The organism is Qipengyuania xiapuensis (assembly GCF_019711395.1).
Lineage (GTDB): Bacteria > Pseudomonadota > Alphaproteobacteria > Sphingomonadales > Sphingomonadaceae > Qipengyuania > Qipengyuania xiapuensis.
In genome coordinates, this window is the sequence record NZ_JAIGNL010000001.1 from 219,054 (window position 1) to 238,291 (window position 19,238).

The 19,238-nt window shown below is 65.2% G+C and carries 18 protein-coding genes; 5 read left to right on the forward strand and 13 right to left on the reverse strand.

Annotated features, from left to right (window positions below):
• Nucleotide 1 precedes the first annotated feature (1 nt).
• From K3163_RS01165 to K3163_RS01190, 6 genes are all read right to left on the reverse strand, one after another.
• Complete coding sequence (locus tag K3163_RS01165) at nucleotides 2-748, reverse strand: alpha/beta fold hydrolase (protein WP_221551090.1); 747 nt, start codon at nucleotides 746-748, stop codon at nucleotides 2-4.
• A 45-nt stretch (nucleotides 749-793) separates the two neighbouring features.
• The gene (locus K3163_RS01170) at nucleotides 794-1,861 is read right to left on the reverse strand and encodes a M48 family metallopeptidase (protein ID WP_221427186.1); all 1,068 of its coding nucleotides are present in this window, start codon (nucleotides 1,859-1,861) and stop codon (nucleotides 794-796) included.
• Nucleotides 1,862-1,864: 3 nt separating this feature from the next.
• Complete coding sequence (locus K3163_RS01175) at nucleotides 1,865-2,950, reverse strand: YjgN family protein (protein ID WP_221551092.1); 1,086 nt, start codon at nucleotides 2,948-2,950, stop codon at nucleotides 1,865-1,867.
• Between the two features lie 94 nt (nucleotides 2,951-3,044).
• Nucleotides 3,045-3,236 carry a helix-turn-helix transcriptional regulator gene (locus K3163_RS01180; RefSeq protein WP_221427184.1) on the reverse strand — a complete coding sequence of 64 codons (192 nt, stop codon included), beginning with the start codon at nucleotides 3,234-3,236 and terminating at the stop codon, nucleotides 3,045-3,047.
• Nucleotides 3,233-3,847, reverse strand: coding sequence for a hypothetical protein (locus tag K3163_RS01185; protein WP_221427183.1), 615 nt, complete (start codon nucleotides 3,845-3,847; stop codon nucleotides 3,233-3,235). Before K3163_RS01185 ends, K3163_RS01180 begins: the two co-directional genes overlap by 4 nt.
• Nucleotides 3,844-4,029 carry a hypothetical protein gene (locus K3163_RS01190; protein ID WP_221427182.1) on the reverse strand — a complete coding sequence of 62 codons (186 nt, stop codon included), beginning with the start codon at nucleotides 4,027-4,029 and terminating at the stop codon, nucleotides 3,844-3,846. Before K3163_RS01190 ends, K3163_RS01185 begins: the two co-directional genes overlap by 4 nt.
• 161 nt (nucleotides 4,030-4,190) lie before the next feature.
• On the opposite strand from K3163_RS01190, the gene K3163_RS01195 reads away from it, so the two are divergent.
• The 5 genes from K3163_RS01195 to K3163_RS01215 all read left to right on the forward strand — a co-directional run bounded on the left by K3163_RS01195 (nucleotide 4,191) and on the right by K3163_RS01215 (nucleotide 11,588).
• Complete coding sequence (locus K3163_RS01195; RefSeq protein WP_221551095.1) at nucleotides 4,191-5,864, forward strand: alkaline phosphatase D family protein; 1,674 nt, start codon at nucleotides 4,191-4,193, stop codon at nucleotides 5,862-5,864.
• 239 nt (nucleotides 5,865-6,103) lie between these two features.
• On the forward strand, nucleotides 6,104-8,134 hold the full coding sequence (gene thrS, locus K3163_RS01200) for a threonine--tRNA ligase (protein WP_221427180.1): 2,031 nt from the start codon (nucleotides 6,104-6,106) through the stop codon (nucleotides 8,132-8,134).
• A 9-nt stretch (nucleotides 8,135-8,143) separates the two neighbouring features.
• Nucleotides 8,144-8,890: a sulfite exporter TauE/SafE family protein gene (locus tag K3163_RS01205; RefSeq protein WP_221551097.1), complete on the forward strand. Its 747-nt coding sequence runs from the start codon at nucleotides 8,144-8,146 to the stop codon at nucleotides 8,888-8,890.
• Nucleotides 8,891-9,631, forward strand: a complete 741-nt coding sequence (locus tag K3163_RS01210) for a sulfite exporter TauE/SafE family protein (protein WP_221551099.1) — start codon at nucleotides 8,891-8,893, stop codon at nucleotides 9,629-9,631.
• Nucleotides 9,632-9,686: 55 nt separating this feature from the next.
• Complete coding sequence (locus K3163_RS01215; RefSeq protein WP_221551101.1) at nucleotides 9,687-11,588, forward strand: hypothetical protein; 1,902 nt, start codon at nucleotides 9,687-9,689, stop codon at nucleotides 11,586-11,588.
• 9 nt (nucleotides 11,589-11,597) lie between these two features.
• Here K3163_RS01215 and K3163_RS13600 read toward each other — a convergent pair whose 3' ends face one another.
• The 7 genes from K3163_RS13600 to K3163_RS01245 form a co-directional block, all read right to left on the reverse strand.
• Complete coding sequence (locus tag K3163_RS13600; RefSeq protein ID WP_261320646.1) at nucleotides 11,598-11,726, reverse strand: hypothetical protein; 129 nt, start codon at nucleotides 11,724-11,726, stop codon at nucleotides 11,598-11,600.
• 35 nt (nucleotides 11,727-11,761) lie between these two features.
• Nucleotides 11,762-12,766 (reverse strand): agmatine deiminase family protein, encoded by a 1,005-nt coding sequence (locus K3163_RS01220; protein WP_221551103.1) that lies wholly within the window; start codon nucleotides 12,764-12,766, stop codon nucleotides 11,762-11,764.
• A gap of 88 nt (nucleotides 12,767-12,854) precedes the next feature.
• Entirely contained in the window at nucleotides 12,855-14,573 is a 1,719-nt protein-coding gene (locus K3163_RS01225) for a flotillin family protein (RefSeq protein ID WP_247712428.1), read from the reverse strand.
• A 39-nt stretch (nucleotides 14,574-14,612) separates the two neighbouring features.
• A complete protein-coding gene (locus K3163_RS01230) occupies nucleotides 14,613-15,251 on the reverse strand; it encodes a YqiJ family protein (protein ID WP_221427174.1) in 639 nt (212 codons plus the stop codon).
• A gap of 187 nt (nucleotides 15,252-15,438) precedes the next feature.
• On the reverse strand, nucleotides 15,439-16,737 hold the full coding sequence (locus K3163_RS01235) for a cytochrome P450 (protein ID WP_221551108.1): 1,299 nt from the start codon (nucleotides 16,735-16,737) through the stop codon (nucleotides 15,439-15,441).
• The gene (locus K3163_RS01240) at nucleotides 16,737-18,284 is read right to left on the reverse strand and encodes an acyl-CoA synthetase (RefSeq protein WP_221551110.1); all 1,548 of its coding nucleotides are present in this window, start codon (nucleotides 18,282-18,284) and stop codon (nucleotides 16,737-16,739) included. The genes K3163_RS01235 and K3163_RS01240 overlap by 1 nt, the downstream gene beginning before the upstream one ends.
• 161 nt (nucleotides 18,285-18,445) lie before the next feature.
• Complete coding sequence (locus K3163_RS01245) at nucleotides 18,446-19,144, reverse strand: M23 family metallopeptidase (RefSeq protein WP_221427171.1); 699 nt, start codon at nucleotides 19,142-19,144, stop codon at nucleotides 18,446-18,448.
• Between the last annotated feature and the right edge of the window lie 94 nt (nucleotides 19,145-19,238).

A 19,238-nucleotide genomic window follows, 5' to 3' on the forward strand; every position in this document is an offset into this window, starting at 1 on the left:
ATTACTGGGCCAGCTCGGCCAGAAGGCCGCTGGCAGTGCGCAGGAGCAGGGCGATATCCTGCTCGCGCGACAGGCGGTGGTCGCCGTCTTTTACGAGGGCGAGTTGAACATTGTCCGAACGCAGTGCGCTCGCCAGCCGCATGCTGGTGTCCCACGGAACATCGTCGTCACGCTGGCCGTGAAGCAGGCGCACGGGCGCATCGATCGCGATCTCGCCGGAGAGCAGCAGCTGGGCCTGCCCGTCGGCGAAGAAGCCGGGATGGGTCGGGGTCGGCTCGGGGCCGTAGGGGTTGTCCTCGAAGACCGTTTCGCCGCCCGCCATCACGCGCTTCTGGGCGATGGTGTAGCCCCATTCGGTGAAGTCAGGCGCGGCAGCGATGCCGATCATTCCGGCGAGCCGTTGGCCCAGTTCGAGGCCGCACAGCAGCATGAGCCATCCGCCCATCGACGATCCGACGAGCACGACCTTGCCGCTCACATAGGCGTCGATCAGCGCGATCACTTCCTCGCGCCAGCGCGACAGGGTTCCCTCCGCGAAATCGCCATTGCTGCGCCCGCAGCCCGAATAGTCGAGCAAGAGGCAGGCGCGGCCTTCCCCGCTGGCCCATTCGAACAGCGCCGTGGCCTTGCCGCCGTCCATGTCGGACATGTAGCCGGGCAGGAAGACCAGCGTCGGACCCTCGCCCTCGAGATGACGGAAAGCGATGCGGCGTCCGTCGGCGAGATCGTGGAAGCGGATGTCAGTCATCAACGGGCGGTGTCGGACCTGCGGCGCGCGAATGCAAGGGTGCGATCAGAAGAGATCGAAATCCTCGACATCGCGGTCCTGCCTGCACATCGACTTGAGCGCGTTGAATTCGTCCTCGGTCAGGACGGGAGCGAAGTTTCCGCCCTCGGCCGCCTCGCGGTATGCCTTGGCGCGCTCGGCCGGTTCGGGGTGGCTCGACACCCAGCCGGTGATCGCGTTCTCCTCGCCTTCTTCATCGCCTCCGAGACGCTCGAAGAAGCGCGCCGCGCCGAGCGGGGAGACATTGCTCTCCTCCATCCGGTCGCGAGCGAACTGGTCCGCCTCGCGTTCGGCATCGCGCGAATAGCCCATCGAGGCGAGGCCGAAGACGGTATCGCCCACGCCCGAATTGGCGCCCGAGAGGAGAATCGAGAGGCCGAACTGCCTCAGCAGCGCGGTCATCACGTGGCGTTCGCGCACGTGGCCGACTTCGTGGCCGAGTACGCCGGCGAGTTCTTCGGGCGTTTCGGCTTCCTGCACCAGCCCGTCGAACAGCAGCACCTGGCCGCCGGGCAGCGCGACCGCGTTGACCATGCCGATATTGGCGACGCCGGCGCGGACCTGCTGGTCCTCCGGGTCGACCGCGTCCAGCAGCTTGGCGAGCGCGGCATCGCCCTGCGGCGTGCTGCACAGCCGGTTGCCGAGATCGCCGACCATCGCATCGCCGAGATTGCGCTCCCAGCTTTGCGGAATGCGCGGGCCGAGCCATTCGGGAGCGGTCATGAACAGTGCGACCGCACCGATACTGAAAGCGGCGAAAATGGCGGTCGCCTTGCCGAGGCCGAGCTTGTCGACCCATGCGCCGTAGGTCTGCTTTTCGGGCAGGTGCGCGGCGAGGCCGGGAGGCAGGTCTTCGGGCAGGATCAGCCGGAAATCGGGCTGGCCCGAACTGCGATAGACCAGCTGTCCGCCGCGATGCTCGCCATATTCGAGATCGGAGAGTTCGACTTCCATCTCGCTCGTGAAGCCGCGCAGCGAAAGCTTGTCCCTACCGTCCCAGGTGGCCTCGCCCTCGTGGCGGACGGCGCTATGGCCGTCATACCACTGGGCCGGGGTCTGGAATGCCCTTTCCATCGATCAGATCGCCCCGATGTCGAAGGCGTCGAGCAGGCCCTCGCCATGCTTGGAAGTCGCGGTGGTCGACTGCGTCAGCTCGTCGAGCAGGATGTCGCCGCTGGCTTCCATATGCGTGATGAAGAACTTCCAGTGGCGGTACGACAGGAAGACGTAGCCGAGGCCCAGCGTCAGCACGACGAGGAAGAAGTCGCCGATATAGAGCTTCACCCAGTCCATGGTGGAGGCTTCGAAGTTGAAGTTGAGGTCCTTCCAGAGCGTCTTGGCGACCACTTCGCGGTAGTACTTCGCATAGAAGGCCGCCGCGATCAGGCCGAGCGCGAAGAACCACACGAACAGAGCGATGATGATGCCAAGGCCCATGCCGATGCCCATCCCGGTCTCGCCGCCGAGACCGCCTCCGATGCCGCCACCGGAAACCGCGGCAATTCCCATCGCTACGAACAGGAGGATCGGCGCGAGATAGAACAACAGGTACCGCGCGAATATGTTGCTCGAATCCGCATAGGCCTCGAAACGGTACGGGCCGAAGCTCATCTTGCTCCAGCGCTCGTTCCACAGGCTGGTCATCGACCAGGGCACGAGCAGGCCGAGCACCAGCTGGCCGACCATGGTCTTCCAGAAATAGGACCAGCCGTAGCCGAAGCCGGGATCGTCGCTGCCGCCGCGAATGCCGCGCCAGCGGGTGCGCGACAGGCGATAGCGCAGCGCGCGGAAGCGGGCGAGGCCGGTGAGGTAAAGGGTCAGGACGAATATCGTGAGACCCATCACGCCGACCCATTCCTGCATCCCGCGAAAGATCAGACCCTGCGCGATGAAGTTGATGAGGGTGAAGGGAATGCCGAGTACCACGGCAACGATCAGGAAGCCGATGAACAGTTCCATCCCCTTGCCGGTCCATTCGAGGCGCTCGTCGACGAAGCGCGTGTGCGACCAGAGATATTGCCGCTCGCGGGTGGTCGCCCAGAAGCGGTAGATTCCCAGTGTGACGATGGTCAGCAGAAGGTTCGGCAGGGCGATCTTCGCGAAATCCTGCCATGTGCCGTCAAAGCCGAACGCACTGTCGGCCTGCATGTCTTCGTAATGCATCTTAAAAAGCGACCCCCAAACTCAATGTCGTATTCAATTCCCGTCCGGGTACGACATGCGGTTTAAGGGTCGCTTAAGTCAAGCGCGTGATCGGCTAGTCGCGCTGGAAGATTTCCTCGATCGCCATTTCGAAAACGTCGGCGATCTTGAAGGCGAGCGGGAGCGAGGGGTCGTAGCGCCCGGTCTCGATCGCATTGACGCTCTGCCGGCTTACTTCGAGCAGGTCGGCGAGATGTTGCTGGCTCCAGTCGCGTTCGGCGCGAAGGACCTTGAGGCGGTTCTTCACAGCGCACCCCACGAACCATGGGTGATGCGGTTGGACACAGCACCGATGAACTGGCCGCCGAAGAAGGCGACCGCGAACCAGTAGGCAGGGATGTGCGGCACCACTTCGCCCGCTTCCAGGAAGCCCCAGATGGTTGCGAAGCCGAGGGCAAAGCCGGTCGCGATCAGCGTCTGACGCACGATCAGCATGCGGATGAACTCGTCCTTCTCGTCGAGGATCAGGCGTCCGATGGCCCAGAAGATCCCGCAAATGGCGAGGCCGGGCATGACCGACAGGGCCGCGCGTGCGGCGAGCGAGGCCTCCGACGCATCGTCGCCGCCGAGTAGGCTCACCTGCAGGGCGAGCACGACGAGATAGGTCGAGGCGAAGATCGCGACCCGCTTCACATAGAGGCGCTGTGCCTCTCCGCGTCCGCTGCAGGCGGTGGCGGTGTTGGCGACCCGCATGGTCTGGAAGAACAGGCCGGCCGGGACGATCATCAGGATGAGGGCTGTCGCCGCATTGATGGCGTCCGACAGGGCGAGGCCCATGACGGCCCCGAATGTGCCGAACGCCAGTCCGGCCCAGAAAGGCACGGTACGTGTGAAGCCGCCTTTCGCCTCGGTGCTCATGCCTTGCTCTTCTTCAGTAGATTGCAGGACCGGTCAGAACCGAGCCATGCCCCGGGAAAGAGGGCGAGAAGGAGAAAGGGCGAGAACTGCGCCACCTCCTCGGGCACGAATTCAAACACGGCGAGCACGGCGATGCCGATCATGGCGGCAGCGACAAGCAGGGAGAGGTGGATCTGTTTCATGGCAAGCGTCCTTTTCTAGATGTAAAGCTTGTTTGTCATGATTCGCCCCACATGTCAAGGTTGCTTTCCATAATGAAGTGCTCGCTTGTCACGCGGTGGATTCCTGCTTGTCATTTCGCCGTCATTGGGCGCAGGCATGACGGCCCAGAGGAGAGACATAGATGTTCAAGACCGAGCCACCCGCTGCCGCGCCGATTGCAAGCCTCGACCGGCGCAGCCTGCTCAAGGGAGGCGTGCTGGGCGCCGGAGCGCTGTCCGCGCCGCTTTCGGCGCAAATGGCATCGGGCAAGACCGGCTTCACGCACGGCGTGGCCAGCGGCGAGCCGGGCGTCGACAAGGTCCTCCTGTGGACCCGCTATGTCGCCGACCAGTCCCTCGCGCTCGAATGGCAGGTGTCCGAAACGGCTGATTTCGCATCGACGGTCGCCGGCGGCAGCGCGCTCCCTCGCGCCGAGAACGACTGGTGCGCCAAGTCGTGGGCCGACGGCCTCAGGGCCGGCACCTGGTACTACTACCGCTTCATCGCGCCTGACGGGACGGTCTCCGATATCGGCCGCACGCGAACGCTTCCCGAAGGACCGACCGCGCGGTGGCGGATGGCGGTTTTCTCCTGCTCGAACATCGGCTTCGGCTGGTTCAACGCCTACGCCCACGCGGCCGAGGCGAACGAGTTCGACTGCACGCTCCACCTCGGCGACTACTTTTACGAGTATCCGCAAGGCACCTATCCGAGCGAGCGCGAGACGCTTCCCGGCCGCGCCCCGCTCGACCCGCAGGGCGAGACCGTTGCGCTGGCAGAGTACCGCGCACGCTACGCGACCTACCGGGCGGACAAGGATCTCCAGCGCATCCACCAGCTCTACCCGATGATCTCCGGCTGGGACGATCACGAGAGCTCCAACGACAGCTGGGAGGGCGGCGCGCAGAACCACCAGCCCGAGACCGAAGGCAGCTGGTCGGTGCGCAAGGCTGCGGCGATGAAGGCCTACCGCGAATGGATGCCCGTCTCCGATCGGCCCTGGGAGACCTACGAGATCGGCGATCTCGCCACTCTCTACCGGCTCGAAACGCGCCTGAGCGCGCGGGCGCAGCAGTTCGATTACGGCTCGCTGCTGCGCGGCATGGCTTCGCAGGAAGAAGGCATCGCGCGGCTCACCGCCTTCCGGAATGGAGACTATCTCGATCCGACGCGTGAGGTGCTCGGAAGCGACCAGCAGGCATGGCTGGCAGAAGGCCTCAAGGCCTCGCGCCGTGCCGGCAAGACATGGCAGGTGCTCGTCCAGCAGGTGCTGATGGGCAAGGTCGCCTCGGCCACTTCGCTTACGGATACCCTGCCCGAGGGCCTTCCCGATTTCGTCCGGCAGCGTGTCATCTCGGGTGCCATGGCGAGCCGCGCGGAGCTGCCGCTGAACATGGACGCATGGGACGGCTATCCCGCCGCCCGCGCAAGGCTTTACGAGGCGGCACTGGCTGCCGATGCGAACCTCATCAGCCTGGCCGGGGACACGCACAATGCCTGGGCCTTCGATCTCGCCCATGATGGCGAGGCAGCCGGCGTCGAGTTCGGCGTACAGGGCGTGACCTCGCCCGGCCTCGAAAACTTCCTGCCGCAGCTGGCACCTGAAGACATCGCCCGCGCCCTCGTCGCGCGCAATCCGGAGCTCAAGTGGATGGATGCCTCGCGCCGCGGTTACATGGCGGTCGAACTGACCCCGGGCAGTGCCAGCAGCGAGTTCCGCTTCCTCTCCAGCGTGCGCGAAAAGGGCGCCGGTGTCGTGGCGACCCGGCGAGTAACGACGCTCGCCGGTGCGCGTACGCTTGATGCTATCGGATAGGGACGGGTTGAGAAATTAACCCCTCGCCGCTATCTGGTGGGGCATGACGCAGGCACGCATCACGACCACTACTACCACCACCTCGGGCAACCGGGGGCGGGTAGTCGCGGACTGACGCGAGCTGCCGCCACCCGGTTTCGGGTGGCAGGCGTTCCTCCCGAAATCGAATTTCTCCCAAAACGCCGCTTCAAGCGCGCGCCTACCTGTGCCATGGGCGCGGCAACGTAACGGATGAGACGATGACGGAACTTCTCAAGATCAGCCTGCCCGACGGTTCGGTGCGCGAAATGGAACCCGGCAGCACGCCCGCCGATGTCGCCGCAGCGATCGGCCCGGGCCTTGCCAAGGCCGCCATTGCCGCGCGTGTCGACGGCGAGCTGCGCGATATCAACCGCCCCTTCGAAGGCGATGCCGAACTTGCGCTGGTCACGAGCCGTGACGAGGAAGACGCGCTCGAACTGGCGCGCCACGACTTTGCGCACGTGCTCGCAGAAGCCGTTCAGTCGCTCTTCCCCGGCACGCAGATCACCTTCGGTCCGGCGACGGACGATGGCTTCTATTATGACGTGAAGGCTCCCGATACGCGCGAGCCGTTCTCCATGGACGACCTCCCCGCGATCGAGGAGGAAATGCGCCGCATCATCAAGGCCGACAAGCCGCTTCGCCGCGAGGTCTGGAGCCGCCAGCAGCTGATCGACAAGTGGGAAGCCGAGGGCGAGGTCTTCAAGGCCGAGTGGGCCAAGGAGCTGCCCGAGGACGAGGAGCTCACGGTCTACTGGTCGGGCGAAGACTGGCTCGACATGTGCCGCGGCCCGCACCTTGCCTCGACGGGCAAGCTCGATCCGCAGGCCTTCAAGCTGATGCGCGTCGCCGGTGCCTACTGGCGCGGCGACCAGAAGAACGCGCAGCTCACGCGTATCTACGGCACCGGCTGGCTCAACAAGAAGCAGCTCAATGCGCATCTCACGCGGCTGGAAGAGGCCGCCAAGCGCGACCACCGCAAGCTGGGCCGCGAGATGGACCTGTTCCACCTGCAGGAAGAGGCGCATGGCAGCGTTTTCTGGCATCCGAACGGCTATCGCATCTGGCGCGAGCTGGAGGCCTATATGCGCCGCAAGATGGACGGTGCGGGCTACCAGGAAATCAAGACGCCGCAGCTGATGGACGTGCGCCAGTGGGAGCAGTCGGGCCACTGGGGCAAGTATGCCGAGAACATGTTCGCCGTGCCGGACATCGTCCCCGAGGTCGAAGGACTGGGCGACGACAATGACGGCAAGGGAGCCAATCCCAAGGTCGCCGACGACAGCGACTGGATGGCGATCAAGCCGATGAACTGCCCGGCCCACGTGCTGGTCTTCAAGCAGGGCATCACGTCCTATCGTGACCTGCCGATCCGCCTTGGCGAGATGGGCTGCTGCCACCGCAACGAACCGCATGGTGCGCTTCACGGCCTGATGCGCGTGCGCCAGTTCACGCAGGACGATGCGCATATCTTCTGCACCGAGGAGCAGGTCGTCGACGAGGTCCGCGCTTTCTGCAAGCTGGCCGACGAAGTCTATCGCGACTTCGGCTTCAGCTACCACGTGAAGCTCGCGCTGCGCCCCGAAAAGCGCTTCGGCAGCGAGGCTGACTGGGACAAGGCGGAGCAGGAACTGCGCGACGCCGTGGCCGAGGCCGGCATGGCCAACGAGGACTACGGCTGGGAAGAGCTTCCTGGCGAAGGCGCCTTCTACGCGCCCAAGCTCGAATGGCACCTCACCGATGCGATCGGCCGCACCTGGCAGGTCGGCACGATCCAGGGCGACCGCGTGCTGCCCGAACGTCTCGATGCGACCTATGTCGGCGAAGACGGCGAGAAGCACCGCCCGGTCATGCTGCACCGCGCGATCTTCGGTTCCTACGAGCGCTTCATCGGTATCCTGATCGAGCACTTCGCCGGACGCCTGCCCTGCTGGCTCGCGCCGACGCAGGCGGTGGTCGCGACCATCGTCTCGGACGCAGACGACTATGCCAAGGAAGCGGTGGCCAAGCTGGAAGCTGCCGGAATCCGCGTGGAAAGCGATCTTCGCAACGAGAAGATCAACTACAAGGTCCGCGAACACAGCCACGCCAAGGTTCCGCACCTGCTGGTGGTCGGCATGCGCGAGGCCGAGGAAGGCACGGTCGCCGTGCGCACGCTCGGCCAGCAGCACCAGAAGGTGATGCCTCTGGAAGAAGCGATCGCGATGCTGAAGACCGAGGCGACTCCGCCGGACCTTCGCGAAGGCTAAGCGCGCGCGATGGAGCTGCTTGCTGGTTACGGCTCGGCGGCGCTCGTCGCCGCGCTGCTGGCCGCTTTCGGCTCGGCCTTCGTTCGCGGACTGACCGGCTTCGGCATGGCAATCCTGCTGGTGCCGGTGCTTGCGCTGGCACTCTCACCGCTCGATGCCGTCCTGCTGACGAACTTCCTCTCGGTCTTCATCGGCCTGTCTGAGATCCGGCGCCTGCTGCGGGGTGCCGAACGCTCGGCATGGGTGATCATCGTGCTGGTGGCGCTCACCACTCCGGTCGGCCTCTACCTGCTCAGCGTGACCAGCCCCGCCCTCGCGCGGGTGGTGATCGCTTTCATCGCGCTCTCGGCATTCCTCGCCATCCTGCTCCCGCGCCGCGGCGCGCTGGACCACCATCCGGCGACCACCGGGAGCGTTGGCGTGATGAGCGGGCTGATGACGGGTTATGCCGGAATGCCCGGACCGCCGGTGGTGCCCTATTACGTCGGGCGCGACATCCCGCGCGAGACCGCCAAGGCATCGATGCTGCTGATCTTCACCTGCGCCTCCACGACAGGGCTGGTGAGCGGCGCAGCGCTCGGCGTGCTCGAAGCGACGCTCGTGCTGCTCGCCGTCCTGCTGTTCCCAGCCGTGCTGCTCGGCAATTGGCTGGGCAACAAGGCGTCTGGCAGGATTGCCGACAGGACCTGGCGTATCTGCGTTGGTCTGGTGCTGGGTGCGGCAGCGGTCGCGGCGCTCGTGAAGGCGCTCGGCTAGATGCTCGGACTGCCCCTTGAAGCGATCGCCATCGCGCTGCTCACTGCGCTTGCGGCGGGTTTCGTACGCGGGCTGGCGGGCTTCGGCCTGTCGGTCGTGATCGTGCCGGTGCTCGCGCTCACTATCGCGCCGAAAGAGGCGGTGCTGGTCGGCAATATCTCGCTGTTCCTCATCGGATTGACCGACATAGGGCGCATCCGCCGAGATGCCGATCGCTCGGCGATTCCGATCACGCTCCTCGCGCTCGCCTGCATGCCGATCGGCCTCTGGGCGCTGGTGACGCTGAGCGCCGACTGGGCGCGCCTCCTCATCGCGATGGTCTCGCTCGGAGCGTTCGTGCTGGTGGTCGTCCCGCTCGGCAAGGTGGCCATGCCGCGCAAGCCCGCGATGGGCCTCTCGGGCTTCTTCACCGGCTTCTTCGGCGGTTTTGCGGGCATGCCGGGCCCGGGCATGGCGCCGTTCTACCTGCGAGGACGGCTCGAGCCGCGCGCGGCGCGTGCCTCGATGATGGCGATTTTCCTGGTGCTGACACCGCTGTCCTCGCTGCTTTTCATCCTGCTCGGCGTGGGAGGCATGCGCGAGGTACTACTTGCCCTGCTGCTTTTTCCTGCGGTCCTCGTCGGCGATCTCTTCGGCCATGCCGCTTTCGGCCGTGTCAGTGCGCGCCAGTGGCAGGTCTCGGTCGCGCTGGTCCTGGGCGGTGCAGCAGCGGGCGCGCTCTACAAACTGTTGGAAGGGTAGGGTTTTCTCAAGGCCCCGGTGCTATGAAGTCGTCCGGATTTGAGGGGTCGATGATTTGAACACCAACGCAGACATTGCCGCGCAGCGCCGCGACGAGGAAGATGCCCGGCTGGTAACGGGCGCGGCAGATATCCTTGCAGGCATTGCCAGCCTGCTCGGCCTCGTGGCGCTCGGTGCGGCGTTGGCGGTGCTCGGGCCCTTCGTCGGGCCGGTAATCGCAGCGGCTGCGGCAGGTCTCGCGATCCCGCTGGTCAAAAAGCGCAACTTCGCCTTCAGCGGCATCGTCCTCGCGGCCAGCTTTGCCGCCGGCGTGTTCGTACTCGCCTCGATCGTCGACATGGCATCGGGCCTCGTCGTGGCAGGGGCAATGGCGTGGTTCTGGCACGCGTATCGTGTGCCCTTTGCAGGTGCGCTCGTCGTGGCAGCGCCGGTCGCGACGCTCATCCTCGGCATGGGCGAGATCCTCGAGACGGCATGGGGAGGCGGCGGCCCGCTGCAGAGCCTTGCCGCTGGCATAATCCTCTTCGCGGCCGCCATGGCAGTCGACATGTCCGATCCCGAACGCGAGACCCGCCGCTCGGGAATCGCTTTCTGGCTGCACATCTTCGCCGCGCCCTGCCTCGTCCACGGTATTTTCCTGATCGGCGGCTTCGACCCGTCCGCCGCAGAGCCGATTGCAGCGATCCCCGTGCTGGCGATCGTTGCGCTGCTCGCGCTCGTGGCGCTGGTGATCGACCGCCGCCCGCTGCTCGCATCGAGCATCGGCTATGTCGCCTATGCGCTCGCTTCGCTGGGAGAGGGGCTGGCGATCGAGACGCGGCTGATCGCCGTCAGCCTGACGCTTGGCATCGGCATCCTTGCGCTTGCCGCATTCTGGTCGCCGCTGCGCCGCGCCGCACTCCTGCTTGTGCCGTCCGCGCTGAAGGAGAAGCTCCCGGCCGCCGGTGCCTTCGTGCCTCCGCCCAAGCCGGTCGCTCCCGAAACCCCGGCCGAGGAAGAGCCCGTCAGGCTCGTCTCGGGCTTCAACGACATCTTCGTGGTCATGGGCACGCTGCCGGTCGCCTTCGGAGCGTGGATCGTCGCCGGTGTATGGCTCTACCAGTCAGGCATCGTGACGCGCGGCGCCTTGAGCGAGGACTGGCTGTGGCGCACGATGACCGCCCTGCTGATCCCCGGGGTCGCCATCTGGCTGGTCGCCGAATTCTTCGTGCGCGTGAGGCGCATGGCATTCCCGGCGATCGTCCTTGCAGGACAATTCGCTTTCGTGGCGTTCTTCGTGGGCGGTCTCTTCGGTTACGCCGCGATCAATCCAGAGGGGCGCGACCTTTCCGGCTTCCGTGATGGTATCGACCCGCTCGGCGTTGTCATCGCCTGCCTGTTCTCGGCGCTGCTCAACGTGCTGTTCGCCTTCCGGCACCGCGTGCCTTTCGCTCTCGCCATGGCCGCTGCTGCGCTGCTGCCGATGTTCTTCATCGATCTCCTCGCCAGCACCGACCCGGCGAGCACGCTTCCCGAGCCGACCGAGACGAGTATCCGCATCCGCCTGTTGCTGGCAGGCGCGCTTGCGGCCGGGCTCGGCGTCTGGCTCGATCTGTCGGACCGCGAGCGCCGCACGCAAAGCTCGGACACGGCGTTCTGGCTCCACATGCTTGCAAGCCTGCTGCTGGTACCGAACCTGTTCCATTTCGCCGCCAGTGGCGAAGCGGTGCTGCTGGGGACCGTGGTGATCTTCCTCGGCCTCGCGATCTTCGCGCTCGCAGTGAACCGGCGCGCCGGACTGATCGTCGGCCTACCGTTCCTCGCATGGGCGCTCGGCGACACATTCGAAGGGTTCGGATCGAGCAGTCTTGCGATGCTCGTCTTCAGCGGCCTCGTCCTGTGGGCGGCGATCAAGTGGCAGGAACTGCGCGCGGCATTGTTCGCCTGGATCGACCAGGACGAGCGGAGCGGGATCTAGCGGGAGCGCTTAGAGCGGAAGCGCGGGGCCGGCGAGGATCAGCGCGAGGCCGCAACCGGTGACGATGGCAACGCGCGCGTACTCGGCCAGCGGAAGTGCCGGGACGTGTGTACGTGCGAGAGCGATTGCCTTTGCCATGCGGGCCATTCTCCGCCCGAAATCCTAACGAAGGGTTAACTCTTCCATCCGGCGGCGGGCATTTGCTGGCTGGCGCAGTGGAATCCGCCCCCTCCGGCAAGCACGGCGTCCCCGCGGACACCCATGGTTGCGCGGTCGGGAAAAAGCTCTGCGATGGCCGCAACGCCCTCTTCGTCATGCGGGCTACCGAAGGTCGGCACCACCACGAGATGGCTGGTAATCGCGAAATTGGCGTAGCTCGCCGGTTCGATCCGGTCGCCGCTGGTGACGAGGCCGGGCGAAGGGATTTCCTTCACGGTGACGCCTGCGGCCTCCGCGCGGGCCTTCGCGTCGGCATAGATCGCGGCATTGGGATCATCGCTGCCGGTCGCGCGCGGCAGGGCTAGCGTATTCGGCGCAACGAACCGCGCGAGATTGTCGACATGGCCGTCGGTATGGTCGTTGATGAGGCCTTCGCCGAGCCACAGCACGCGGCTGAAACCGAGATCGCGCCCGAGGCGCTGCTCGATCTCCTCGCGCGATAGCTGCGGGTTGCGATTGGGATTGAGCAGGCACTGTTCGGTGGTCGCGACGAGGCCCGTGCCGTCGCCGTCGATCGCGCCGCCTTCGAGGATCCAGTCGGCAGTCTCGAGCGGCAGGTCTTCATCTCTCGCCAGCTCGGCCCCGATCGTCTGGTCGCCTTCCATCAGGTACTTCCCGCCCCAGCCATTGAAGCCGAAGCGGCGCGCGGAGCGGTTGCCGTGCCCGTCCGAAAGGATCAGCGGGCCTGTATCGCGCAGCCAGACATCGCCATAGCTACGGCGTTCCAGCTTCACGGCGCCCGTCACGAGGCTGCGCGCCCGCGCTTCATTGGCCGCGTCGCGCACCAGCAGGCGGACCTCCTGCCCGCTCTCGGCCACCGCATTGGCGAAAGCCGCGATCTGCTCCTGCGCTGCGGGAAGCACTTCGGGCCACTCGTCGGCGTCGTGCGGAAAGCCGATCCACAGCCAGTCCTGCGGTGCCCATTCGGGGGGCATGGTCCATGTGGGCGTATCGCTCATGGCGCTGCGGTTAGGCGGGGCCGACGTGACTAGGCAACAAAAAAGGGGACGCCGAAGCGCCCCCTTCCCTTTGCGTATCGCCTGCCGATCAGGCGTCGGCGTTTTCGCCGCCGGACTGTTTGGCGTCTTTCGACTTGCCGTTCGCCGGGAGTGCCTTGCGCTCTTCCTTGGCTTCGGTTTCGTCTTCGACTGCGAACCCGCCGGTCTGCTCTGCCGGGCCCTTCACGAGGCTGTTGAGGCTCGAGCCGTCGAGGCCCAGTTCCTTCATCAACCCGTCGAGCACCGGAGCCTGCGCACGGTAGGCAAGTGCTGCGCTGACCGCATCGGTCGCGAGGTTGCCCGATCCGCCGCCGACACTGGCTGCTCCGCCGGAGCCTCCCTTGCCGCCATTGGTAAGGCCATCGACCTGGACGATCTTGATGCTCTCGATCGCCTCCATCGGCTTGGCGCTTTCCTTGACCAGTTCGGGCAGGACCTTGAGCAGGGCCATCTTGGTCTGCAGGCTGATCTGGTCCGAGGACAGGATGTTGGCTGCCTCGTTGATTGCCTTCTGACCCGCTGCCTCGACTTCGAAGCGGACGCGTGCAGCTTCGGCACGCAGCTTCTCGGCCTCGGCCTCACCCTGCGCTTCGAGGCGCAGCGCTTCGGCGCGGTTGGTGGCAGCGTCCTTCTCGGCCTCGGCTTCCACGCGGACACTGATCGCGTCGCGCTCGGCCTGCTTCGAAGCCTCGATCAGCTCGATGCGCTTCTGACGCTCGGCGATCTCGGTCTCTCGGCTGGTCGAGACCTGCTCTTCGGCAGCGACCGCCTTGGCGCGGGCTTCGTCGGCCTCTGCCTTGGCCTGGCTTTCCTCGCGGCTCTTGTTCTGGACCGCGATCTGCTGCTCCTGCCGGGCGATTTCGAGCGCACGCTGCTGGTCGATCCGCGCCTCTTCGACGAGACGGTCGGCTTCGATCTGCTGTGCGTCGACCTGCTTCTTCGCTTCGATCCGGGCGGCGTCGGCCTCGCGGCTGCGCTCCGCCTGTTCGCGGGCGATTTCCGAGGACTGTGCGGCGCGGCGGATTTCCACCTCGCGCTCCTGCTGGAGGCGGGCATATTCCTTGTCGCGCCCGATTTCGAAGCTCTTGGCGTCTGCCTCGAGGTTCTTCGTCTCCATCTGCACGCGCGTGTCCTGCTCGATGTCGTTGCGCAGTTTCTTGCGCGCCTCGATCTGCTCGGTCAGCTTGGTCAGACCTTCGGCGTCGAAGGCGTTGTTGGCGTTGAAGTGCTCGATGCTCGTCTGGTCGAGACCGGTCAGCGAGACCGATTCCAGTTCCAGGCCGTTCATGGCGAGGTCGTTCGACGACACCTGCTGCACCTTCTGGACGAAGTCGGCACGCTGCTCGTGCAGCTCGTTCATCGTCATGCCGGCAGCAACGCTGCGCAGCGCGTCGACGAACTTACCTTCGACGAGGTCCTTCAGGGCTTCGGGCTGCATCGTGCGCTGGCCCAGCGTCTGCGCCGCCATGGCGATCGCTTCGGCATCGGGCTTAACGCGGACGTAGAACTCCGCCTTCACGTCGATCCGCAGGCGGTCGAGCGTGATGAGCGCTTCGCCATCGCGGCGGATGACCGAAAGCACCAGCGTGTTCATGTTGACCGGCATGGTTTCGTGGAAGACCGGCAGCACCAGAGCGCCCCCGTTCATCACGACCTTTTCGCCGCCCACGCCGGTCCGCACGAAGGCAATTTCCTTCGAGGCACGGCGATACATCTTCAGCAGGAAGGTGATGATGATGATGCCGAGTAGAGTGGCACCCCCGATCATAACCAGTGATGTTCCAAATAGACTGTCCATTGCTCCTCCTTATTGATTGACTGTTGGCGACAGGCGGCGCTCGGCGAGCGCGGTCGCGTAGAATTGGTTGCCCTCGCGGCGGACGAGCAGGACTTCGTCGCCTTCGTGGAGTTCGCTCGATTCCTCGTGCGGCTCCACCATGACCCGGTGGGTCTGGCCGTGAATGTCCTTCACCCTCGCTCGCGCAGGAGATCCCGCGCGGGCCACGCCGATGCTGATCGTCGCACGCCGGCCGACAAGGCTTTCGGTGCTGACTGCGGTGGTGTGGTCCTTGGGCATGATGCGTCCCAGCGGGCGGGCGAAGACGCCCGTCACGGGAAGCGCGGCGACGCCGGCGATCAGCGCGGCAAGCCAGCTGTAGAGCGGGCTACCGGTGAGGCTTTGCGCGAGCTCCTGGATCGACAGGCCGATGCCTGCGAACATGAGCAGGAACAGTGCCAGCCAGATCGTCAGCGGGATGCGTCCGATGCCGAGCAGCGTCAGCAGCCCGTCGAACATCCCCGCATCCGGCAAACCCTCGCCATCCACGTCCAGATCGACATCGGCATCGCCGAAGTCGGCGACTCCGATCATCTGTACGATCGCGAGGACGAGCATGATGCCAAGAGCGGCCGCAAACGGCATGTTGTGCGGCTCGAGTAATGTCATGTTCCCCCCTTTCTTATGCGCAGGAAGTCCCGCCCTCCGGTTTCACCCGAAAGCGGATCGTCCTACTGTTGTAGTCATGTGGTTCACTTAGCAAATTTCTACGATGAACCGTAGGAATATGCGACGAACCGAGTTCGATTTTCCCCGCAATTGCGCGGGTTTGACTTCGATTAGGGGAATTTAGACTTCAGGCAGGCGTAAAGCGTAAAGGCAGCGTCTTGAGCCCGCCGACAAAGGTCGATTTCGAGCGCGCCGGTTCGCCTGCGAGCTCGACCGTCTCGATCCGGTCGAGCAGCGCCTCGAACAGTATCCGCATTTCCAGCCGGGCCAGGTGCAGGCCGAGGCACTGGTGCGCGCCCGCGCCGAAAGCGAGGTGCCGGTTCGGGCTGCGGCTTGCATCGAACTTGCGCGGATTGTCGAACTGTGCCGGATCGTGGTTCGCGGCGACGTAGTTGATCATCAGCCAGTCACCCTCGGCGATCTCCTGCCCGCCGACCTCGGTGTCCTCGGCCGCAGTGCGCATGAAATGCTGCACCGGGCTCGTCCAGCGGATGGCTTCCTCGACAATACCGGGCAGCAGCGAGCGGTCTTCCCGCACCCGCGCCCATTGTTCGGGGTCCTGCGCCAGCGCCAGCATCGCGCCTGCCGTGCTCGCACTCGTGGTGTCGTGGCCGGCGGCTGCGACAATGATGTAGTAACCCATCATGTCGCGGTCGTTCAGCGGCTCGCCGTCGACCGTGGCATTGGCGATCGTGCTGGCGACGTCGTCGGTCGGGTTCGCACGCTTCTCTGCCGTAAGTTTGGCGAAATAGGCCTCGAAGTCCTTCACCGCGCCGGCAACGAGCTGGGTGATCGCCTCGGGCGGCAGGTCCTTCATGCCCGACTGGTTCAGATCCTCGTCCTGCCCGCCGAACATCTGCTGCGTGAGCATGAGCATGCGCGGCTCGTCCTCTTCGGGCACGCCGAGGATCTGCATCACGACGTGCAGGGGATAGGGCTGCGAAACGAGCTTGCAGAAATCGGCCTCCGGTCCAGCTTCCAAGAGCCGATCGACCGTCTTGTGCGCAAGCTCGCGGACCTCGTCCTCGATCTGCCGCAGGTTCTTGGGCATGAACCATTCCTGCGTGAGCTTGCGATACTTCATGTGGATCGGCGCATCGAAGGTCACGAGGCTCGCCACCATGTGCGGGCTGCCCCCGGTCAGGTTCTTGGCGAACTCGATCCCCTCGGTGAGGCTGAAGACGACCGTCTGCGGATTGTTGAGGAAGGTCGCATTGTCCTTCGAGATGCGCATCACGTCGTCGTAGCGCGTGACCAGCCAGAAGGGCGGGTGGCGGCCTTCCGGATCCTCGACCCAGGCGACCGGAGCTTCTTCGCGCAGGCGGTCGAACGTATCGAGCAGCGGGTCCCAGTGCGCGTAACTCTCGGGAGAAATCACCTCATAGGCGGTTTCGGGATCGAGCCTTGGTTTCGCCTGGGTTGCCATCACGCCTGCTCCGTTTCTTCTTCTGCCTTCCGTGCATATTCATCTCGCAGCTCTCGCTTGTAGAGCTTGCCGTTGGCCTCGCGCGGGAGTTCGGGGCGGAAGTCGAACAGCTTGGGCATCTTGATCTTGGCGAGGCTGGGAGCGAGGAATTCGCGCAGCTCTTCCTCCAGGCCATCGCCCGCCTCGCCCATGTCCTTGGGCTGGACCACCGCCACCACCTTCTCGCCGAAATCGGGGCAGGGCGCGCCGATCACCGCAGCGTCCATCACCTTGTCATGCGTGACCAGCAGGTTCTCGATCTCCTGCGGGTAGATGTTCACGCCGCCCGAGATGATCATGTGGCTCTTGCGATCGGTGAGGAAGAGATAGCCGTCCTCGTCGAGGTGGCCGATATCGCCCAGCGTCATCCAGCCCTTGGGATGCATGGCATCGCGCGTCTTCTCGGGATCGTTGTGATAGGTCGGGATGAGGTCGTTCTCGAAGAACAGCAGCCCGTCCTGTCCGGCGGGGACTTCATTGCCCTCCCCGTCGCACACGTGGATCGTGCCGTAGATCGCCTTGCCCACGCTGCCGGGATGGGTGAGCCAGTCCTCGGCCTTGATCAGCGTCATGCCGATACCTTCCGAGCCCGCGTAATATTCGTTGATGATGGGACCCCACCATTCGATCATCTCGCGCTTGATCGGGACCGGGCAGGGCGCGGCGGCATGGAGCGCGCGCTGGTGGCTGGAGAGGTCGTAGCCCTCGCGCTCGTGCGGCTCGAGCTTGAGCATGCGCACGAAATGCGTCGGCACCCACTGGCTGTCGGTGATCTTGTACTTCTCGATCGTCTCGAGCGCGTGCTTGGGGTCGAAATGCTCCATCACAACGACCGTGCCGCCAAGCCGCTGCGCGGTGGTGCACCAGCCGAGCGGGGCGGCGTGGTAGAGGGGCGCGGGCGAGAGATAGACCATGCTGCCGTCGGCGGGCATGCCTGCACCCATCACGGCAAGGCCGACCAGCGGGGGGACCGCCTCGATATCCTCGCTGTCGGGCGGTGCGGGGCGCACGCCCTTGGGACTGCCGGTCGTGCCCGAGGAATAGAGCATGTACTGGCCCGGAGCCTGGTCGGCGATCGGGTCCGAAGGCTGTGCCGCGAGCGCGGCCTCGTAATCCTCTTCGCCCTCTCCGCCGAGCACGAGGATTTCCATGTCGCCGCATCCTGCGCGGATATCGTCGATGCGGTCATCGAACTTGCGGGTGGTGATGAGCAGCTTCACGCCCGCATCGTTGAGGATGTAGCAGATCTCGGGTGCGGTCAGGCGGGTCGAGACGGGGACCATCATCGTACCTGCGCGCTGCGAGCCCCAGGCGATCGGCAGGTAGTGAATGGTGTTTTCCATCAGTACGCCGAAGTGATCGTGCCGGTTCAGTCCCCGGGCGCGCATCAGGTGGGCGAAGCGATTGGCATAGGCGTCCATCTCGCCGTAGCTCATCGTCTCGCCGCTGCCGCTCATGATGATCGCGGGATGGTCGGGTCGTGCCTTGGCGTGGCTGATAGGGTGCATCGCTGGTCCTCTCTCGTGCCGTCGGCCCCTGTTGGCGGGACTCGTCCGGTTGCAGGGAGAAACCTACCTGCCACAGGGCTTTGGGCAAGAGAAAAGGCGGCGAGGTCATCCTCACCGCCTTTCCTCTGCGAACCTGCGCGGGCTTTCGCCCAGCGTATTCCTTATTCTTCGTCGTTGCCGCCCTGGCCGCCTTCGCCGATCGCGAGGGCGAAAGCCTGCTGCGCCTGCGATTCGATCATGTAGGGAACCGGGTTCACCGCTTCACCGTCGATGCGGACTTCATAGTGGAGGTGCGGACCGGTCGAACGGCCGGTCGAACCGACGTAACCGATGATGTCGCCCTTTTCGACGCGGGTGCCGGGGGCAACCGCGATGCGCGACATGTGCGCGTAACGCGTCTGGATGCGGGCACCGTGCTCGATCGAGACGAAGTTGCCGTAGCTCGACCAGCGCTGTGCCTTGGAAACGTAGCCGTCGGCGGTTGCGTAGATCGGCGTACCGGTCGGCGCGGCAAGGTCGACACCCTTGTGACCGAGGCGGCGACGCAGCACGGGGTGCGTGCGCATGCCATAGTCGCTGGTCAGGCGTGCATCCTCGAGCGGCATGCGCGACGGAACGGAAACCTGCGGTGCAACGACTGCGTCGATCGCGTTGGGGCTTTCCCAGCGTGCGAACAGCTCGGTGAACTGGGCATCTTCGCCCTGCGTCTGGACGCTGGTCACCTTCGACATGTCGATTGCGCCTTCGGCAGCCGTTGCAGCAGCAGCGACGCCGTCCGTACCGGCCTGTGCCGGAGCGGCGGCAACGAGCATTCCTGCAGCAGCCATGGTGAAAGCAAGCGATGTGCGCTTGGTGATCATGCTAAACCCGTCCGTGTGGCGCGTCGTGGCGCCTACTTTCCTAGATCGATTGGGGCGTCCCGGCCCGTGGTCGATCGAAATTTTTGTCCCGCCG